This window comes from Micromonospora sp. NBC_00617 (assembly GCF_045161355.1).
Taxonomy (GTDB): domain Bacteria; phylum Actinomycetota; class Actinomycetes; order Mycobacteriales; family Micromonosporaceae; genus Micromonospora.
The window spans coordinates 6432854-6449391 of the sequence record NZ_CP107751.1 but is presented as its reverse complement, the minus strand read 5'-3'; the positions used below and the strand labels follow the sequence as shown (position 1 = coordinate 6449391).

The window sequence follows — 16538 nt, the reverse complement described above, 5'->3', positions numbered from 1 at the left end:
TTTCCCGTTGACAAAAACGGGGTGGCCTTGATTGTCAAGGCCACCCCGCAATTCGGTCTCACCTACATTCGAAACTCTATGAAGTAGTCAAGCCTGTCTGAGTCGACTTCAATCGAATGTTCCCTCATTAGACGATCGAGGCCTTCGCCTTCAACTGGGAATGAGTCTCCCCGCAAGTTCGGATAGTCGCCAACAAGCGCCTTCACCACGTTTTCATCAACCGAACATGGGAGTCGAAGCTCCGATTCAAGGGCATCGCCAAACTTCTCATACCCGAGCAGCACCCAGCTCAACGTCCACAAGTCCGTCCTGGAACGGGACCCTTAGGCCGACCCTTGCTGTCTGTCATCATCTCGCCAGTGTTCGGGTCGAAGGCTCCGAGGTGCTTGCCCTTCTTGTTGTACTTCTCGACCTCACCATGCTGCGAATCCCACTCGTAGATGAACTTCTTATCTTCCCAGCGCGCGCGCATTCCTCCACCACCCTGGACCGCCGTTCGTGGCTTGACGCGCTGCGCATCGGGAAATCCAGGTAGCTGTTTCGGTGCCGGGGTGTATCCACCGTCATTGTGGACCAACACTGGGGTGTTGCCGGCGACCACATAGTACGTGTGGATGCCGCCGACGGTCAGGTTGTAGGCAAGGTCGGCGTGAACGGTGCTCGGACGTATGCCCACGACGGATCGGGTACGACCGTCCGTCGACAACACCAGATCGCCTGCATCGAGCCCGTCAGCCCGCTGCCACTCCCGGTCGGTCTGGTTCCAGAATGGATGATCCTCGGTCGTTGTGATTGCCGCGCCGACGAGTTGGAGCTCGATGAGGTCGTCCTGGTGGACCCACACGTGGGTGATGACTCGGGGGCCCTGCTCGCCAGTCTCCGGATCCGAGGCCATGACCTCGTCGCCGACCTTCACCTCGCTGAATGGCTTGGTGGTGCCGTCGGCCATCAGGACCTCGGTGTCGCCGCTGAAGCTCTTGCAGCCACAGTTGCAACCGCCCTTACCGGAGGGACGCCCGCCGGGTGCCGCCACACGTCCCGCACTGCCCAAGGCGCCGAGCGCGCCGCCTTGCATCATCTCGTCCGGCGGCAGGTTCGCCGCCATGAAGTCGAAGTGCCCGCTCCAGAGCTGTTCGATCCACTCGTTGCAGCCGCCCGGTCGCCCCATCTCATGACAGATGTTCATGGCGAGTTCGCGCTCGTCGTTCCTCAGCAGCTCGTCGTTGGAGATCCCTGACGCGCTGAACTTCGCCGCACGCTGCTCATTCCAGAGTCGGGTGAACTCCTCCAGCGGCACCGTTTCGGGCACCACGATCACGTGCCCGAGGACTCGGGGGTGGGTCCGCTTCCCGTTCCTGGTGGTCGTCTTGCCGTTCTTCTTGCCCCAGTCCTTGTTCGCCTCGGTGCCACAGCCGCCCGGGCAGCCGCCGGCACCGCGGCCATCGCCGTCCTTGAGCGGTCGCGAATCGTAGCCGTAGCAGTCGTACTCCATGCAGTCGGCCGGGATCAGGCCGTCCGGGTCGCTCATCGTGACCGGGGAGTTGTTGGCGTACGAGTAGCCGTTCCACTGCTGCGGGTCGGTCAGGTCCTGCAACGGGTCGACCGATACGAACCGGCCGATGGTCGGGTCGTAGTTGCGGGCGCCGACCTGGGTCAGGCCGGTGCTGGGGTTGAGTGGCTGGTTGAGGAAGCCACGGTTGTCCGGTGCCGTCACGGTGGCGCCGCGGGGCGCGCCGTACGGGGTGTACTGCCGCCAGGTGGGCACCTGCGCCGTGTTGTTCAGGTACAGGCTGGGCGTGCCCTGGTGGTCCGGGACGGTGAATCCGTACGCGGTGCCACTGCCCGTGCGGTAGGCCACGGCACCGGGCAGCTCGTAATAGCGGGTGCCGCTCAACGCCTGGGTGCTGGTGTTGAGGGTGATCTGCTGACCGGGCAGGTAGAGGGTGGTGACCCCCGGGTCCTTCTGGATCAGCAGGTTACCGTCGGCGTCGTTAAGGAACGAGCTGTTCCCGTCCGTGCCGCCGGTAACCGACGCCAGCTCGCCGCTGTCGTCCCAGTTCAGGGTCTGGGTGCCCTGCCCGGCCTTGCGGCTGGTCATGTTGCCCGCGTCGTCATAGGTGTACGAGGTGCTGCCGGTGAGTCCACCGGTGGTGGTCGTACCCGTCAACGTGTGCGGCTGACCCTTGCCGTTGCCGTCGTAGGCGTAGGCGGTGGTGGTGTCGGTCCCACCGGTCGTGGAGTACTGGACCTGGCTCTTCCGGTTGCCGAGCGAGTCGACGTCCCACTCGGTCCAGTAGGCGCTGGTGGTGCCGATGCCGCTGCCGACCATGGCGCGGTTACCGACGGTCGGAGTGACCGCGCAGGCGTCCTTCGCCGTCCAGGCCTTGGTGAGTCGCCGCAGCGCGTCGTACCGGTAGCACTGCGTCTCGGCCACGGTGGCCGGCTCGTAGCGGGTGTCGACCGTCTTGGTGATGTTGCCGTACGGGTCGTACTCGTAGTCCTGCTTGTCGACGTTCGTCGTGGTGGTCGTCGTCTTGGTGACCAACTGTTGGTTCAGTCGCCCGTTGTGATCGTCGTAGATGTTGACGATCGAGGCCAGGCTCGTCGGGGAACCGACGACGTTGCGGGTGATCCGGCCCCAGGCGTCGTAGTCGGCGGACGCGCTGTAGCCGGCGAGTCCGCCGACGCTGGTCGGCAGGTCCAGCACTCCGCTGTAGCTACGGATAACGGTCTCGGCAGGCAGGTTGCCGCGCGCCGGATAGGTGTCGGCGAGCGGGATCCCGATCGTTGCCGAGTAGGTGTGCCCGAACGCGTACGTGTTGCCGAGCGCCCCCTCGACGGCGGGAATGGTGATCGTCTCACCCTTCGAGTTGCCGAAGGCGTCGAAGTTGACCCATTGGGTGCTGTACGCGGCACCGTTGCGGAAGGCGGTCGCCGTGGTCAGCTTGCCGACCGGGTTCGTCATCGCCAGGGCGGTGTTGTCGTTGTCGTACACCCAGGCGCCCAACTGGTTGCTGGCCGACTGCGCCGTGACCGCGGCGGCGAAGCTGCCGGTACGACGATTGATTTTGTCGAAGGTGTACGACACGGTCTTGCCCCGGGCGTCCGTCGACTCGACGACGTTGCCGGCGCCGTCGTAGCGGGTGGTGCTGGTCCCGGCGTCCGGGTCGTCCTTGCTGACCACCTGTCCCAGCAGGTTGAACCCGCTGGTCCAGACGTTGCCCGCGGTGTCGGTCATTGTGGACTGGTTGTCGTGACTGTCGTAGCCGTAGCTGGTGGCCACCGTGGTGCCGCCGGTCAGGCGGTAGACGCCGGTGAACGGGTTGCTCGGCGAGACCAACGTCGGGGCCGCGGTGTACTGAAGCTGCTTCTCCAACCGGCCCATCGGGTCGCTGACCGTCGCGGTGACGGTGCCGCCGGTCGGCGGGATGACAGTCGTGCGGTCGCCGTTGTACACCGTCCTGGTCGACGACTTGACCACCCCGTCGCGGGCGTTCTCGGCCAGGATGACCCGGCCGAGCCCGTCGTAGGTGTTGAAGGTCTGGTTCAGGGCCTTCTTGAGCAGGCTGTCGGTGTAGACCGGAGTGGTGTTCGGCGTGGTGGCGGCATCCCACCAGCCGTTGTAGGTCGCGCGCACCCATCCCCGACTGTCGTAGAACGAGTCGGTGACCATCCGGCCACCCGTGTTCGTGACCGACTGGGTCTGCCGCACCCGGTACTGGGCGTCGTAGATGGTGGTCGAGGTGCGGTACCCGTTGTTCTTGTTAAGCGTCTCGGTCGTCGTGGCGGTCGGCCCGGTCTTGGACACCGTGTAGCTGTGCTTCACGTTCGCCGGGTCGCTGGTGGGCCGCGACGCCAGCCAGGCCGCCGTCAAACGGCCCAGCGCGTCGTACTGGGTGCGGGTGACCACGCCGTTGGCGTCCGTGGTGCTGGTGGGAAGGTTGCGCAGGGTGGTCATGGTCGTGGAGGTGGCATGGCCCTCCGCGTTCTCCAGCTTCATGCCGGTGGTCAGGCCGGCGGCATTATCGGTGTAACTGGTGATGGCCTTGTTGCCGTTGCCGTCCCAGCTGCCGATGACTCGCCCGTACGCGTCGAACTCGGCCCGGTCCGTGGTCTGGTAGGCGTAGCCGCCGGAGACCCAGTCGGACGCCTTGCGGACCATTGTCACGTTGCCCCTGGTCGGGGCGGCCTGCGGGAACGTGGTCGCGAAGGTCGTGTCGTCGTAGAAGGTGCGGACGTGTGACACCACCTGCGCGGGCCGGTTGACCGTGGCCGGGGCGCTCAGCGTGTTGGTGCTGCCCGGCACCGAGGCCGGCGAGCCGGCGGTGAAGCCACCGCAGGCCACCGACACGGTCTCCACCTGGCTGATCAGGCCGACCAGGTTGAGACCGGCGTTCGCCGGGGCGTAGCTGGTGCTGGTGCAGCGGTCGTACTTCGGGTCCACCGGAACGGTGTGGTCGTACGAGTGCTGCACCAGCCCGAACGTCGGGGAACTCGTCGACGCGTCGTACGACATGTCGGTCTGGCTGTACCGCCAGGTGGTCGTGGCGCCGGTGGTAACCGCCTGACGCCGCCAGGTCTGCACCGGCGCGGCGAACGTCGCGGTCAGAGCCGGCAGCCCGGTGCGGGTGCGGGTCGCGGTCGCGCCCGACACCCAGTACGACGTGACGGTCGAACTGTCGACCGGGCCGCCGTCGCCCAGGTAGGTGGTGGCCTCCAGCGGGCGGCCGGCGAGCTGGTCGACATCCTCGTGCGCGCCACCGGCGCTGTCGGTGACGTTGACGACGGTGGTGTTGTTGTTCCTGCTCATGCCGCGGTAGTAGGTCGTGTCCGCCAGCGTGCGCGGGTCGTTGACCCCGTCACCGTTGCGGACCCGGACCTTGCCGTAGCCACGGAACTGTCCGTAGGTGCGGTACTTGGCCTTGACGACCTCGTTGTCGTCGTAGTGCCATGCGGCGTTGCCGACGTACTCGTAGCTCGTGGAGGTGGCCGGCGCGCCGCCGGTGGGATCGGTGGCGGTGACCCGCGTGACCGCGTACTTGTGGAACCAGTCCAGAATCTGGTTCGGCACCCCCTCCGGAGTCCAGTAGACGGGATAGCAGGACTTGCCGTTGGACGCGGGGCTGACCGTCACCGGCGCGGTGCAGGGCTGCGGCAGCTCGTAGCTGGGCGAGATGACCGAGCCGGTCTCGGTGGTGATCGTCGCGATGCGCTGCCGGTAGAACGAGGGATAGCCACCGGTGACGTCGACGCGGTTGGGCAGCTTGATACCGGTGAACGACACCGACGGCAGGGCGATGGGGTTGGTAGAGCCGCCCGAGGTGATGTCGTGCCCGGTACGAGTGATCGAGGTCAGCCACAGCGTCGGCGCGGTGCCGTCCCCGGTCGCCGGCATGGTCTGGGTCAGGGCGTAGGAGTCGACCTTCTTGTACGCCGTGGTGGCGGTGTCGTACTGCTGGGTCTCGATAGAGGTCAGCCGCACGGTGGAGAAGAAGGACGGGCTCCAGGCCTTGCAGTCCGTACCGGAGTTGCAGACGAGGTCGAACGGCACGTCCGGCCAGTTGGCCTTGGTCGAGTCGTTCAGCGGCTTGCAGGTGCCGGACAGGCAGCGGTCGTCGCTGTTGAAGACCACCCGGTTGGGGATCACGCCGTACGCGCCGTTGTCGCGGAAGCCGTAGTCGATCCGGGCGAGGTTGCTGTCCCGGATGTACGCCACGTCGGTGGCGCCCTCGTTGCGGCCGTAGTAGTTGGTGTCCTGGTTGTAGTAGTACGCCATGGCGTTGCCGTGGACGTCCTTGACGTAGTCGAGGTTCCACCGGTACGCCATCGTGCAGACCGACGAGCTGAAGCCGGCCGCGTTGTAGCAGGGGTCGCCGGAGTGCGCCGAGTAGACGGGGACGTGGTCGACCGACTTGGTCTCGGGCTTGTTGGTCGTCCACCCCGGCAGGCGGTTACGACCGAACTCGTAGACCGCGCCGTCCCGCTCGGTCACCCGCCAGTAGTCGGTGTCCTTGGTGCCGCTGCCGTTACCCGAGTTCATCACCCGGGTGACCACGGCACCGGTGTCGTTCTGCACCTTCCAGATGCTCTTGCCGGAATCCCAGATCAGCGAACTCGACGATCCGTTCAGGGCGATGGTGAGCACCGGGCCTGCGTAGCAACGGTCGTTCGTCTTGACCGGGGAAGGACTACCGCCCGGGTCGTCGGAGCAGGAGACGAAGGTCTGCTCGACGTACGACTTCGGCGTGGTCCAGCCGTCGCCCGCCCAGGACGCCTGCGCGTTGGTCGCCGAGGTCTGACCGTCGACCCCGGCGGAGTCGTAGGAGAGGGCGAGCTGCGGCACGAGCTTCGACCGGGTAGGCGGCACGGCAAGGGGATACGAGTAGCTGAAGGAGCCGGTGCTACCGCCTGCGGTCCAGGAGCCGGACGGCTTCAGGTCGGTCGCGGCGTAGGTGCCACCCTTGCCGCCCTCATCGCCGACACCGGCGACGGTGGCGAGCACCATCGCCGAACCGGCCGACCGGCTGTCGGCGGCGGCGGTCGTCAGCGGGACCTCCGCCGACACCGAGTTGGCCGCCGCGTCGTTGGTGGAGGCCAGCGGGATGGGCGTCCGGCAGGCGGCGAGCGCCGGCGTGGTGAGCGCGCACGCCGGCAGCTGCACGAGCCGCAGGCGGGAACCGTAGTTGCCGCCGTACGCCTCCGCGAACTCGGCGTAGTCGACGCCGACCCGTACCGCGCCGGTGGCGCGTCCGGTCGACGACGGCGTCACCGAGAGCAGGACGCCGTCCACGCCGGCCGCCTCGGTAGCCGCGCGGTCCACGATCCCCACCCGCATCTGCTGCGGACCGGCGTAGCGACCGCCCTTGGCGACCGGTGCCACCCAGATCGGGGTACCCGCGGCGCGTGCCTTTGCCGGCGCGGCGGCGCGGGCCGCGGAGGTCGTCGCGGTCAGCTCGACCGTCGCCGACGCGGCCTTCGGCCACGCCGTGCGCGACGGCCGGTAGGTCGACTTCGCCTGGTCGGGTGGTGTCACGAAGCTCGTGGGCAGAGGCTTGACGCCGGTCACCGATCGCCCGGGCGACATGGGCGGCAGCTTGGACACCCCGCCGTCTTCCGGTTTCGCCGCCGCCGGCGCCCCGGCCAACAGGCTCGCCACCAGGGACGCCGCCGTGGCCAGTGCCACCAGACGTCTGGGACGTGTGTGCAGTCGTAATCCCCCGTGCCCGACCATTCGACCCTCACCCCTGCGCGTTGTCAGAAAAGCCACGCAGGGTGTTCGGTCGCACACCCCCGTGGCGCGATCAATGTTTCACGTTGAACCGACCCGAAGGTCACGAGACCGTAACGATGACCTTTGATGGCAGCCGGCAAATCGATCGCAATGAGTTCGAAAAGGACAACCCCTTGTGACGACTGGCGTTCCACGAAGGCCGGAAGTGCTGCTTCACTGTTGCCGCCCAACGGACGTGCACCGCGTCCGCCGGCCAGACTCACGGGGGAGTAAGCGCATCATGCTCAAAATCGGTCCTCCACCGAGGACACAGACCGCCAGACGCAGGCTCACGACAGGCGTCGCTGCCAGCGTCGTCCTGGCCACCACGGCCGCCATCCTGCCCGCCGCACCGGCAGCCGCCGCGCCCGACAAACCCGCGCCCGCACCCGCGCCTGCCAGCGGATCACTCAGCGTCGATCGAGCGCTGGTCGAGGCGAGGCGGACCGGCAAGCCGGTCGAGGCCACCAGCGCCGGCACGTCGACCGCCACCTTCACCGCCCGCCCGGACGGGACGATGGAGCTGACCCAGTCCGCCGTACCCACCCGGACCAGGGTGAACGGTGCCTGGAAGGACCTCGACCCGACGCTGGTCCGCAACGCTGACGGCAGCATCAGCGCGGCCGTCACCACCAATGCGATCCGCGTCTCTGCCGGCGGCACCGGCCCACTCGCGGAGATGACTAGCGGCGACCGCGCACTGTCGGTCACCGCCCCGCTGACCCTGCCGGCACCGACCCTGTCCGGGCCTACCGCCACCTACGCCGAGGTGCTGCCCGGGGTCGACCTGACCGTCCGGGTCAGCGGTGAGGGCTCCTTCTCGCACGTCTTCGTGGTCAAGAACCGACAGGCGGCCACGGACCCCCGGCTCGCCGCACTCGACCTCGCCACCGTGACGAAGGGCGTCACCCTAACGGCCGACCCGGTCGGCAACATCACCGGCCGTGACCGGGGTGGCCGCACGGTGCTCACCGCTTCCGCCCCGGCCATGTGGGACTCCGCCCCGGACGCGGACGCCAGGGCTGGCACGAACGAGCGGGGTGCCGCGTCCACCCCCGGCGGACCCGGCCGTGGTGCGCGGACGGCCCCGATCGGTGTGCGGCTCGCCGCCGGGAAGCTGCGGCTCACCCCCGACCGGGCGTTGCTGACCAACCCCGCCGCGGTCTATCCGCTCTACATCGACCCCACGTTCAGCTGGACGCCCGTCGGCCCCAAGATGAGCGGCTGGGCCTCGATCTCCTACCAGCACCAGTCGACGAACTACTGGAAGAACACCCCGGACCCCATCGGCCGGATGCAGGTCGGCAACTCGGGCAGCCAGCGGTCGAACACCCTGATCAACTTCCCGGTGCCCTACAGCACCCTGGCCGGGGCCGAGATCGCGGACGCCGTCTTCAAGATTACGAACACCCGCTCGTGGAGCTGCACCGACAAGACGGTCAACATCTACGGTCCCAGCACCACGCTGACCTCTGGCAACGCCACCTGGAACTACTGGGAGGGCGTGAGCAAGGGCAGCGCCATCGCCAGCAAGAGCTTCGCGTACGGCTACAGCGGCTGCGACGCCGCCGGCGTCTCCTTCGACATCACCGACCAGATCGAGGCCGACGTCAGCGCCAAGAGGTCGACGCGCACCCTGTGGATGGTCGCCGCCAACGAGGCCAGCGACGCCCAGAGCTGGAAGGAATTCCTCGAGACCAGCCCCACCCTGACCATCCGGTACAACCACGCGCCCGCCGCGCCGACCGGTCTCAGCACCTCCCCGACCACCGCGTGCACCGCAGCCAGCCCCACGGTGGTCGGTGACACGGCGGTGTCGCTGTACGCGCCGGTCTCGGATGTCGACAAGGGCACCCTCGGGGTCACCTTCAAGGTGTGGAAGGACGGCGATCCCGCTCAGACGGCCATCGCCAGCACCAACCCGAGCCTGCTCACGTACTCCTCCGGCACCACCGCGGTGTTCATCGTGCCCCGAGCCACGCTGGCGGCCGTCGCGGGTGCGAGCAAGTTCGCGACCTTCGCCTGGAAAGTGCAGACGACCGACTTCCGCACCGCCAGCAACTGGTCGACCACCTGCCGGTTCGCCTTCGACGCCACCCGGGCCGGGCCGCCCAACATCCCGGAACTGACCCAGTCGGCGACGATCGGGCAGCCGATCACCATCCCGGTCAAGGCACCGTCCAGCGGAACCGCCCCCACCAGCTACGTCTACCAGCTCAATGCGGCACCCCCGCAGGCCGTCACCCCCGACGCGAGCGGCAACGCCAACATCCAGGTCACGCCCACCCGCTTCACCAACACGATCTCCGTGACCAGCGTGACCGCGGCGGGCCGGAACTTCGGCGAGACCGCGACGCTGCCGTTCAACGCCAACCCGCCGACCACCATCGCACCGGACGGCGACCTGACCGGTGACGGCCGGGCCGACCTGCTCACCGTCGGCTCGGTCAACAACCTCACGGCCGGCCTGTGGCTGGCGAAGAACAGTGGTTCAGTCGGGCTCAACCCGAGCATCAGCAACATGGGCGCGCGAGGTAACGGCGTCACCGGCAACAACTCGCCCGCCGACTTCAACGGAGGCCAGGTCATCACCGGTCGATTCACCGGCGGCGGCCTCCAGGACGTGCTGGTCTACTACCCCACGGGGACCAACGCCGGCGGCGGGGGCATCTTCGCCGGCAACGGCGACGGCTCCGTGCTGATGCCGGAGCGCGGCGGCGTTCAGACCAGCCTGATGCGCGAGTATCTCCTCGACGAGTACGGCCGGTCGCCGATCCAGCTGGCCAACGCCGGTGAGGCTCGGGGCACCGGCTCGGGCTTCCCGGACCTGATCGGTACCAGCGGGGACGCCACCAACGGCTACCAGCTCACCTACTACCCCAGCTTCCCGGGGACCAGCCTGTTCTTCGGAGCGACCTCGACCGGTGCGGCAACCCCGACCGGCGGCGCGGACTGGAACAACTGGACCATCACCACCGCGCAGACCGGAACCGGAACGGCGATGTTCCTCCGGAACCGGACCACCGGCGCCCTCTACCTGTGGTCCGACCTGGCCTTCAACGAGGACACCGGCCAGCTCACCTACACCGCGCGTACCCTCGCGGCCGGCGGCTGGAACACCGGTGTCGCGCTCAGCCTGCGCGCCGGGGACATCAACCGTGACGGCACCCCCGACCTGTGGACCGTCGGCGCCGGCGCGGCCACCACGGCCTGGCTGGTCACCAACGTCCAGGCTGGCAGCGCCACCATCACCGCCCAGCCCAAGCAGACGCTGATCACCTCCGATCACACCTGGCAGTTCGACGACAAGTTCGACGGCGCGGGAGACGGGGTGTTCAGCACGGCCACCGACATCTCCAGCGGCAAGTCGCTCGGCGTCGAGGTGACCGACCCTTCGCCCACCAAGCCCGGCGTGAGCGCGAAGTGGCGTCAGGGTGAGCTGTTCCCGCAGGTCGTCGTGCTGAACACCGACCCCACCGCGACCCAGGTCGATTACACCAACAAGACGGCACTGACCAGTCCCGAGCGGCTGATCGACACGAGCAAGTCGTTCACCCTCTCGGTCTGGGCCAAGCCAACGGCGGCCGGTGGCGTCATCGCCAGCGAGGACGGCGCGAACGCGTCGCGCTTCCTGCTCTGGAACAACGCGAGCGACAACACCTGGCGGTTCGGCCTGGGCAACGCGGACAGCGGTTGGTCGTACACCCAGGTGGTGACGCCGGCCGGGACGGCGTTGGGTGTGTGGACGCACCTGGTGGCCAGCTACAACGCCGACACGAGGATCATCTCGCTCTATGTCAACGGGGTCCTGAAGGGCAACGCCCAGTACACCGCGACGCCCACCTGGCCGAGCACCGGCAAGTTCGTGGTCGGCCGCTACAAGTACCAGGGCGTGGCGACCGCGCACTACGCCGGGATGCTCAGCAACCTCCAGGTGTGGAAGCGGGCGCTCACCCCGACCCAGATCGGGGCGAGCAACAGCACCAAGAACGGCTCCCTCACGCCGGTCGGGACGACCACCTGGACCCCACCCGGTACCGGCCAGCTGGAAACCGAGATCTACGCCAGCGATGTGGACGGCAACCTGTGGAAGTACCGGAAGCTGACCCCGCCGAGCTCCGAACAGTTGTCGAAGCCGCGCCTGGTCTCGACCGGGTGGAACCAGTTCACCGCCTTCGGCATCGCCGACTGGGACCACGACGGGTACCAGGACATCGTGGCCAGGGACAACGTCAGTTGCGAGCTCAAGGTCTTCCTGGGCACGGCCGACGACCTGAGTCCCACACCCACCTTCCTCGGGATCCAGTGGTGCAACTACCGCCCGTTCGGCGTGGGCGACTACAACCGGGACGGCTACCAGGACGTCTTCACCGCTGGATCGACAAACGACCTGTGGGTCTACCCGGGTGACCTCAAGGGCGGCAGTGGCACGCGGGTGGACATCGGCAACGGCTGGAGCACCGACTTCACCGGGTTCGGCATCGCCAACGTCGTCGGGGACGCCACGCCGGACGTCTACGGTCGGCAGGCGAGCACGGGTCTGCTGAAGCTCTACGACATGGGACCAGACACGATCACCCAGGTCGGTATCGGCTGGGGAGGCTACACCTCCTTCGGTCTGACCGACTTCAACCGGGACGGCAAGCCGGACGTGATCGCCCGGGAGAACCCGACCGGGATCCTGTGGATGTATCCGGGAATTGCGGGTGGCATGCTCGGCGCTCGTAGCCAGATCTCCTCCGCCTGGTGATCTGAGCAGCACGGCGGCGGGCGGCTCCTCCGGGGCCCGCCCGCCGCCGTCCGGGCGCCCAGCCGCCCGCCAGCTCCCCGGGAACAGGTCAGCCGGGCGTGCTGCGCCACCTCCTGGTGACCGGGTCCCAGGCCACCTTGACGCCGCGCCGCCCGCTCGACTCCCTGATGGTCTGCTCCAGCGCGGCAAGCGCCCGCAACGCCTCATCGGTCTCGTCGGTTCGCAGGTGCAACGCCAGCCCGTGCGCGGGGTCGTCGACGATGAGCAGAGCACTCTCCGCCGGCCGTTCGCCGCGGCTGTTCAGCGCCACGAGCCTGGCCAACAGCGCGCGAACGGCACCGTACGTGTCCTCCGCGGCCTTCGTCACCAACCTCGCCGACAGGGCCTGACCGGGCGGCGGCAGCTTCAGGCGCTGGTGGAGCGGACGTACGCCACGCACTCGTCGTGCAACGTGGACCACTGCTCGCCAAACGCCTGCTCGGCGGCGGCATCCATGGTCTTCCGCTCGTGCACCACGGCCTTGAAGAAGGCCAGCAGCCGCTCCGGCCCGAACCGGTCGACGAGGTGGCGGACGGCGAGGTAGCCGACGCCGTAGCTGCCGCCGACCCGCTCGGCGGGCGCGTCGTCGGCGGGCGTGACGCCCTCCAGCCGGCCGTCCCAACCGCCCCGGACCAGCTTGCGCACCTCCGCGAGCCCTTCGTACCGGTCGACCGGCTGACCGCCCGAGCCGGCGAACTCGGCCAGCCCCTCGACGAGCCACCAGGTCGTCTTGCCCGGGTAGCCGCGCTCGGGCAGCGAGGCGGCGTGGGTCAGCTCGTGCCGAAGCAGGTCGTCGGTGCCGCTGCTGGTCAGACCGTCGGCGTTGAGCACCACCTCGTGGTGGCCGCCGCCCACGGTCACCGCGTAGCCGCCGGTCCACTGTGGGCGCCCGCCGCCGTACCACAGCTGCCACTCCTTGCGACCGGCGTAGAAGATCCGGTAGCGGTCCGGCGGCGAGCCGGTCACGGCGTAGGTGTCGGCGACCGCGGCGGCCGCCTCCGCCTGGGTCAGCAGGCCGGGCAGCTTGCCGCGCAGCGCCGGCGTGGTGGCGACGATGGTCCGGGCGCCGACCGCCACGGCCAGCTCGCTGATCTCCCACGGTCGGGTGCCGGTCTCGGCGGACTTGGACTCCTCCAGGGCGACCAGTCGGGGCTGGTCGCCGTTCTCCCGCCAGCGGGTACCGATCAGCACCGGGCTCGGTCGGCAGCCGGGCGTCACGAAGCAGTACTGGAAGCGCACCAGGAGTCGCCACTCGCCGGCCCTGCCGACGACCGGTACGGGCAGGCCGCTCGGCTCGGCCCGCCACACCGTCACCTTCAGGGCGCGCAGCGCGGCGAAACGACGGCGCAGGTCGGGTTGCGCGGCGGGGTCGGCGACGGCGAGGAAGCCGGCCCGGTCGCCGCCGAGAAGCGCCGTGGACTGCCGCTGGAGCTGCGCGGTCATCCGGTCGGACAGAGCGCGGGGGACGGCGGTGGCCGGGTCGTCGGTCGCGGCGGCGCCGGCCCGACTGAGCGTGGCCCGGCCGCCGGCCTCGCGTACCGCACCGACGACCAACGCCGCCGGAAGGCCACAGCCCAGCAGCAGGACCATCACGACGAGTACGGTCCACAGCGGCCAGAGCCGCCGCGGTGCTGGCTGCTGCACCCCGTCAGTCACCCGCCGAAGGGTACGACCAAAGGCTGGATCGGGCGAGGCCGACCCGGGCCGATCGGGCCGGGTCAGGCTCCGCGAGCCGGCCAGGAGCGGAATGCCACGTCCAGGCCGGCGACCAACTGGTGGTACGAGCGGTCGACCTCGCGCGGCAGGCCGAAGCCACCGGCGGCCTCCAGGGCGACGAAACCGTGCAGGGCGCTGCGCAGCGCCCGGGTCGCGTCCACCGCGTCGTCGCCGGTGAGTCCGTAGCCACGCAGCACCGCGAAGATCGCGCCGACCGCGCGTTCGCCCGCCTCGACGTGTTCCGGGTCGGACGGGTCGGGCACCCGCTGGGTGGCGGGGTAGCGCCCGGGGTGCCGGTGGGCGTAGGCGCGGTAGGCGTCCGCCATCGCCCGCAGCGCGTCCCCACCCGAGCGGCCGGCAGCCGCGGAGGTCAGCTCGGTGGCCAGCTCGGCGGTGGCCAGCACGGCGAGCTTCTGGCCGAGCGCGTCCGCCCCTCGGATGTGCTTGTAGAGGCTGGGCAGCGCGACTCCGAGCCGGCTGGCGAGCGCGGCGAGGGTGAGCTGCTGGTAGCCGACCTCGTCGGCCAGCCGGGCGGCCTCCCGCACCACGGTCTGCTGGTTGAGCCCGGCCCTAGGCACCGGCACACACCGCCAGGAAATCCACCAGCTCGTCGGCGGTGGCCCGCGGCCGGTCGGCGTGCGGGTAGTGCCCGGCCTCCTCGATCATCCGGGCCTCGGCGACGCGGAAGAGCCGGCGGGCCGCCCGCGCCTCGGCGCCCGGGTCGGGGAAGTCCGGATCCTTGGCGCCCATCAGCACCAGCACCGGTTGGCGCACCTGCGGCGCGCGGGCGGTCCAGTGCGGCTCGACCGGCGCGATCACACCGCGGGTCGCGGCCATCCGGCCGGGCTCGCGCAGGTTGGCCACCATCGACCGGCGGTACGCCGCGTCGTCGGCCGGCCGGTGCACGGGAAAAAGCGTGTTGTGGAACATCCCGAACAGTCGTGGACTGCGCAGCACGGCCCCCATCGCCAGCCGCAGCAGCGGGTTGAGTTTCGGCTGACCGACGAACGTGCCGATCTGCACGATGCCGGAGACCAGCTCGGGCGCGTCGGTCGCGGCGAAGACCACCGCCGCGGCGGCGGACGAGCTGCCGACCAGCACGGCCGGCCCGGCGTCGAGGTCACGGACGACTGCCAGCAGGTCGGCGCCGACCTCCGCCGGGGCGTACGTGGGCCAGCCGACGCTGGACTCCCCGTGCCCGCGTACGTCGACCGAGGCGACCCGGTGACCGGCGGCCACGAGCAGCGGCACCAGGTGTCGGAAGCTCGCCCTGTTCTCGCCCATGCCGTGCGCGAGGATGACCAGTGGTCCGTCGCCGTGCACCTCGTATGCGATGTGTCCGCCGTCCCGCCGCACTTGGCTAAGTGTCATAGCTTGAAGCTAAGGCAATTAGCCAGGCGCGTCAAGCGGCGGCTACTTCTTGGAGATCAGGGCGCGGCCGAAGAAGACCAGGTTCGCCGGGCGCTCGGCGAGCCGACGCATCAGATAGCCGTACCAATCGTCGCCGTACGGGACGTAGGTGCGCACCGTGTAGCCCTCGCCGGCCAGCCGGGCCTGCTCCTCGGGTCGGATGCCGTAGAGCATCTGGAACTCGAAGCGCTCCGGCCCCCGGTCGAACCAGCGCGCCCGGTCCTCGCCGATCGCGATCATCCGCGGGTCGTGGGTCGCCAGCATCGGGTAACCGTCGCCGGACATCAGGATGTTCAGGCAGCGGACGTAGGACTTGTCCACCTCGCGGGCCGACTGGTACGCCACCGACTCCGGCTCCCGGTACGCGCCCTTGCACAGACGAACCCGCGACCCGGCGGAGGACAACTCCCGGCAGTCCGACTCGGTCCGCCGCAGGTACGCCTGGAGCACCGCGCCGGTCGACGGGAAGTCCTTGCGCAGCTTGGCCAGCACCTCCAACGTCGAGTCGGTGGTGGTGTGGTCCTCCATGTCCAGGGTGACCGTGGTGCCCGCCGCGTCGGCGGCCGCGCAGACCGCCCGCACGTTGTCGTACGCCAACTGCTCGTCGAACATCTGGCCGAGCGCGGAGAGCTTCACGCTCACCTCGGCGGCCGGGGTGAGCCCGGCCCCGGAGAGCATCTTCAGCAGCTTCAGATACTCGTCCCGGGTGGCCGTGGCCTGCTCGGGGGTGACGGTGTCCTCGCCCAGATGGTCCAGGGTGACGGCCAGACCGTCGTCGACGAGCCCGCGGGTCACGCGCAACGCGTCGTCGGTGGCGGCGCCGGCGACGAACCGGCGAACGACGTCCCGGGTGTACGGGGCGGTCGCGACGAGCCGCTCGACCTGGGATGACCGGGAGGCGGCGAGGATGACGGAACGGAGCATGAGCCGAGCGTATCGCCCCTGCCAGGCCCCCCGCCGAGCGGCGGCGGTGCCGTCCCCCCGAACGTTAGGAAGGGCCCCTTGTACAACAAAATCCGATAACAAGGGGCCCTTCCTTAGCCGGGGCTGCGGTGCTGGCGTCGATCGACTACAACGATGCCGTGGACCAACGCCCCCGCCGCCGGCTCCGGTCGGCCTCCGTGCAGCTCGGCGCGCTCACCGCTCTCGCGCTCGCCCTCTCCGGCTGCAACATGACCTCGGACGACGACGATGACGACTGTGCCCTCGGGCCGGTCGGCGGCGGCGACACGGTCGCGCTGGCGATGCGGGCCTGGACGCCCGTCGCGGGGCGGACCGTCGGGGAGCCCACGACGGCCGCCCTGCCCGAGCGCGGCGGGTTCGGCACCCACCTCGCCTCCTGCGGCGGCTGAC

Annotated in this window: 8 protein-coding genes; 2 read left to right on the top strand and 6 right to left on the bottom strand. The window is 69.3% G+C overall.

The features are described 5' to 3' along the window. Positions 1–289: 289 nt before the first annotated feature. Positions 290–7183 carry a colicin E3/pyocin S6 family cytotoxin gene (locus OG505_RS29910; protein ID WP_405429356.1) on the bottom strand — a complete coding sequence of 2298 codons (6894 nt, stop codon included), beginning with the start codon at positions 7181–7183 and terminating at the stop codon, positions 290–292. A 328-nt stretch (positions 7184–7511) separates the two neighbouring features. Here OG505_RS29910 and OG505_RS29905 point away from each other — a divergent pair, with 328 nt between their 5' ends. Then, complete coding sequence (locus OG505_RS29905) at positions 7512–12020, top strand: LamG-like jellyroll fold domain-containing protein (protein WP_405429355.1); 4509 nt, start codon at positions 7512–7514, stop codon at positions 12018–12020. Positions 12021–12108: 88 nt separating this feature from the next. On the opposite strand, the gene OG505_RS29900 is transcribed toward OG505_RS29905, so the two are convergent. From OG505_RS29900 to OG505_RS29880, 5 genes are all read right to left on the bottom strand, one after another. Beyond that, positions 12109–12387 (bottom strand): hypothetical protein, encoded by a 279-nt coding sequence (locus OG505_RS29900; RefSeq protein WP_405429354.1) that lies wholly within the window; start codon positions 12385–12387, stop codon positions 12109–12111. Between the two features lie 38 nt (positions 12388–12425). Next, entirely contained in the window at positions 12426–13715 is a 1290-nt protein-coding gene (locus OG505_RS29895; protein ID WP_405429353.1) for a hypothetical protein, read from the bottom strand. 62 nt (positions 13716–13777) lie between these two features. Then, positions 13778–14359, bottom strand: coding sequence for a TetR/AcrR family transcriptional regulator (locus OG505_RS29890; RefSeq protein ID WP_405429352.1), 582 nt, complete (start codon positions 14357–14359; stop codon positions 13778–13780). After that, entirely contained in the window at positions 14346–15146 is an 801-nt protein-coding gene (locus OG505_RS29885) for an alpha/beta fold hydrolase (protein WP_405429351.1), read from the bottom strand. Before OG505_RS29885 ends, OG505_RS29890 begins: the two co-directional genes overlap by 14 nt. A gap of 42 nt (positions 15147–15188) precedes the next feature. Further along, a complete protein-coding gene (locus OG505_RS29880; protein ID WP_405429350.1) occupies positions 15189–16109 on the bottom strand; it encodes a proline dehydrogenase family protein in 921 nt (306 codons plus the stop codon). Between the two features lie 128 nt (positions 16110–16237). On the opposite strand from OG505_RS29880, the gene OG505_RS29875 reads away from it, so the two are divergent. After that, positions 16238–16537: a hypothetical protein gene (locus OG505_RS29875; RefSeq protein WP_405429349.1), complete on the top strand. Its 300-nt coding sequence runs from the start codon at positions 16238–16240 to the stop codon at positions 16535–16537. Position 16538 lies beyond the last annotated feature (1 nt).

Excerpts from the sequence above, each read along its gene's own strand:
- OG505_RS29885 (WP_405429351.1), bottom strand. The coding sequence starts at position 15,146 with ATGACACTTAGCCAAGTGCGGCGGGACGGCGGACACATCGCATACGAG.
- OG505_RS29880 (WP_405429350.1), bottom strand. The coding sequence starts at position 16,109 with ATGCTCCGTTCCGTCATCCTCGCCGCCTCCCGGTCATCCCAGGTCGAG.
- OG505_RS29905 (WP_405429355.1), top strand. The coding sequence starts at position 7,512 with ATGCTCAAAATCGGTCCTCCACCGAGGACACAGACCGCCAGACGCAGG.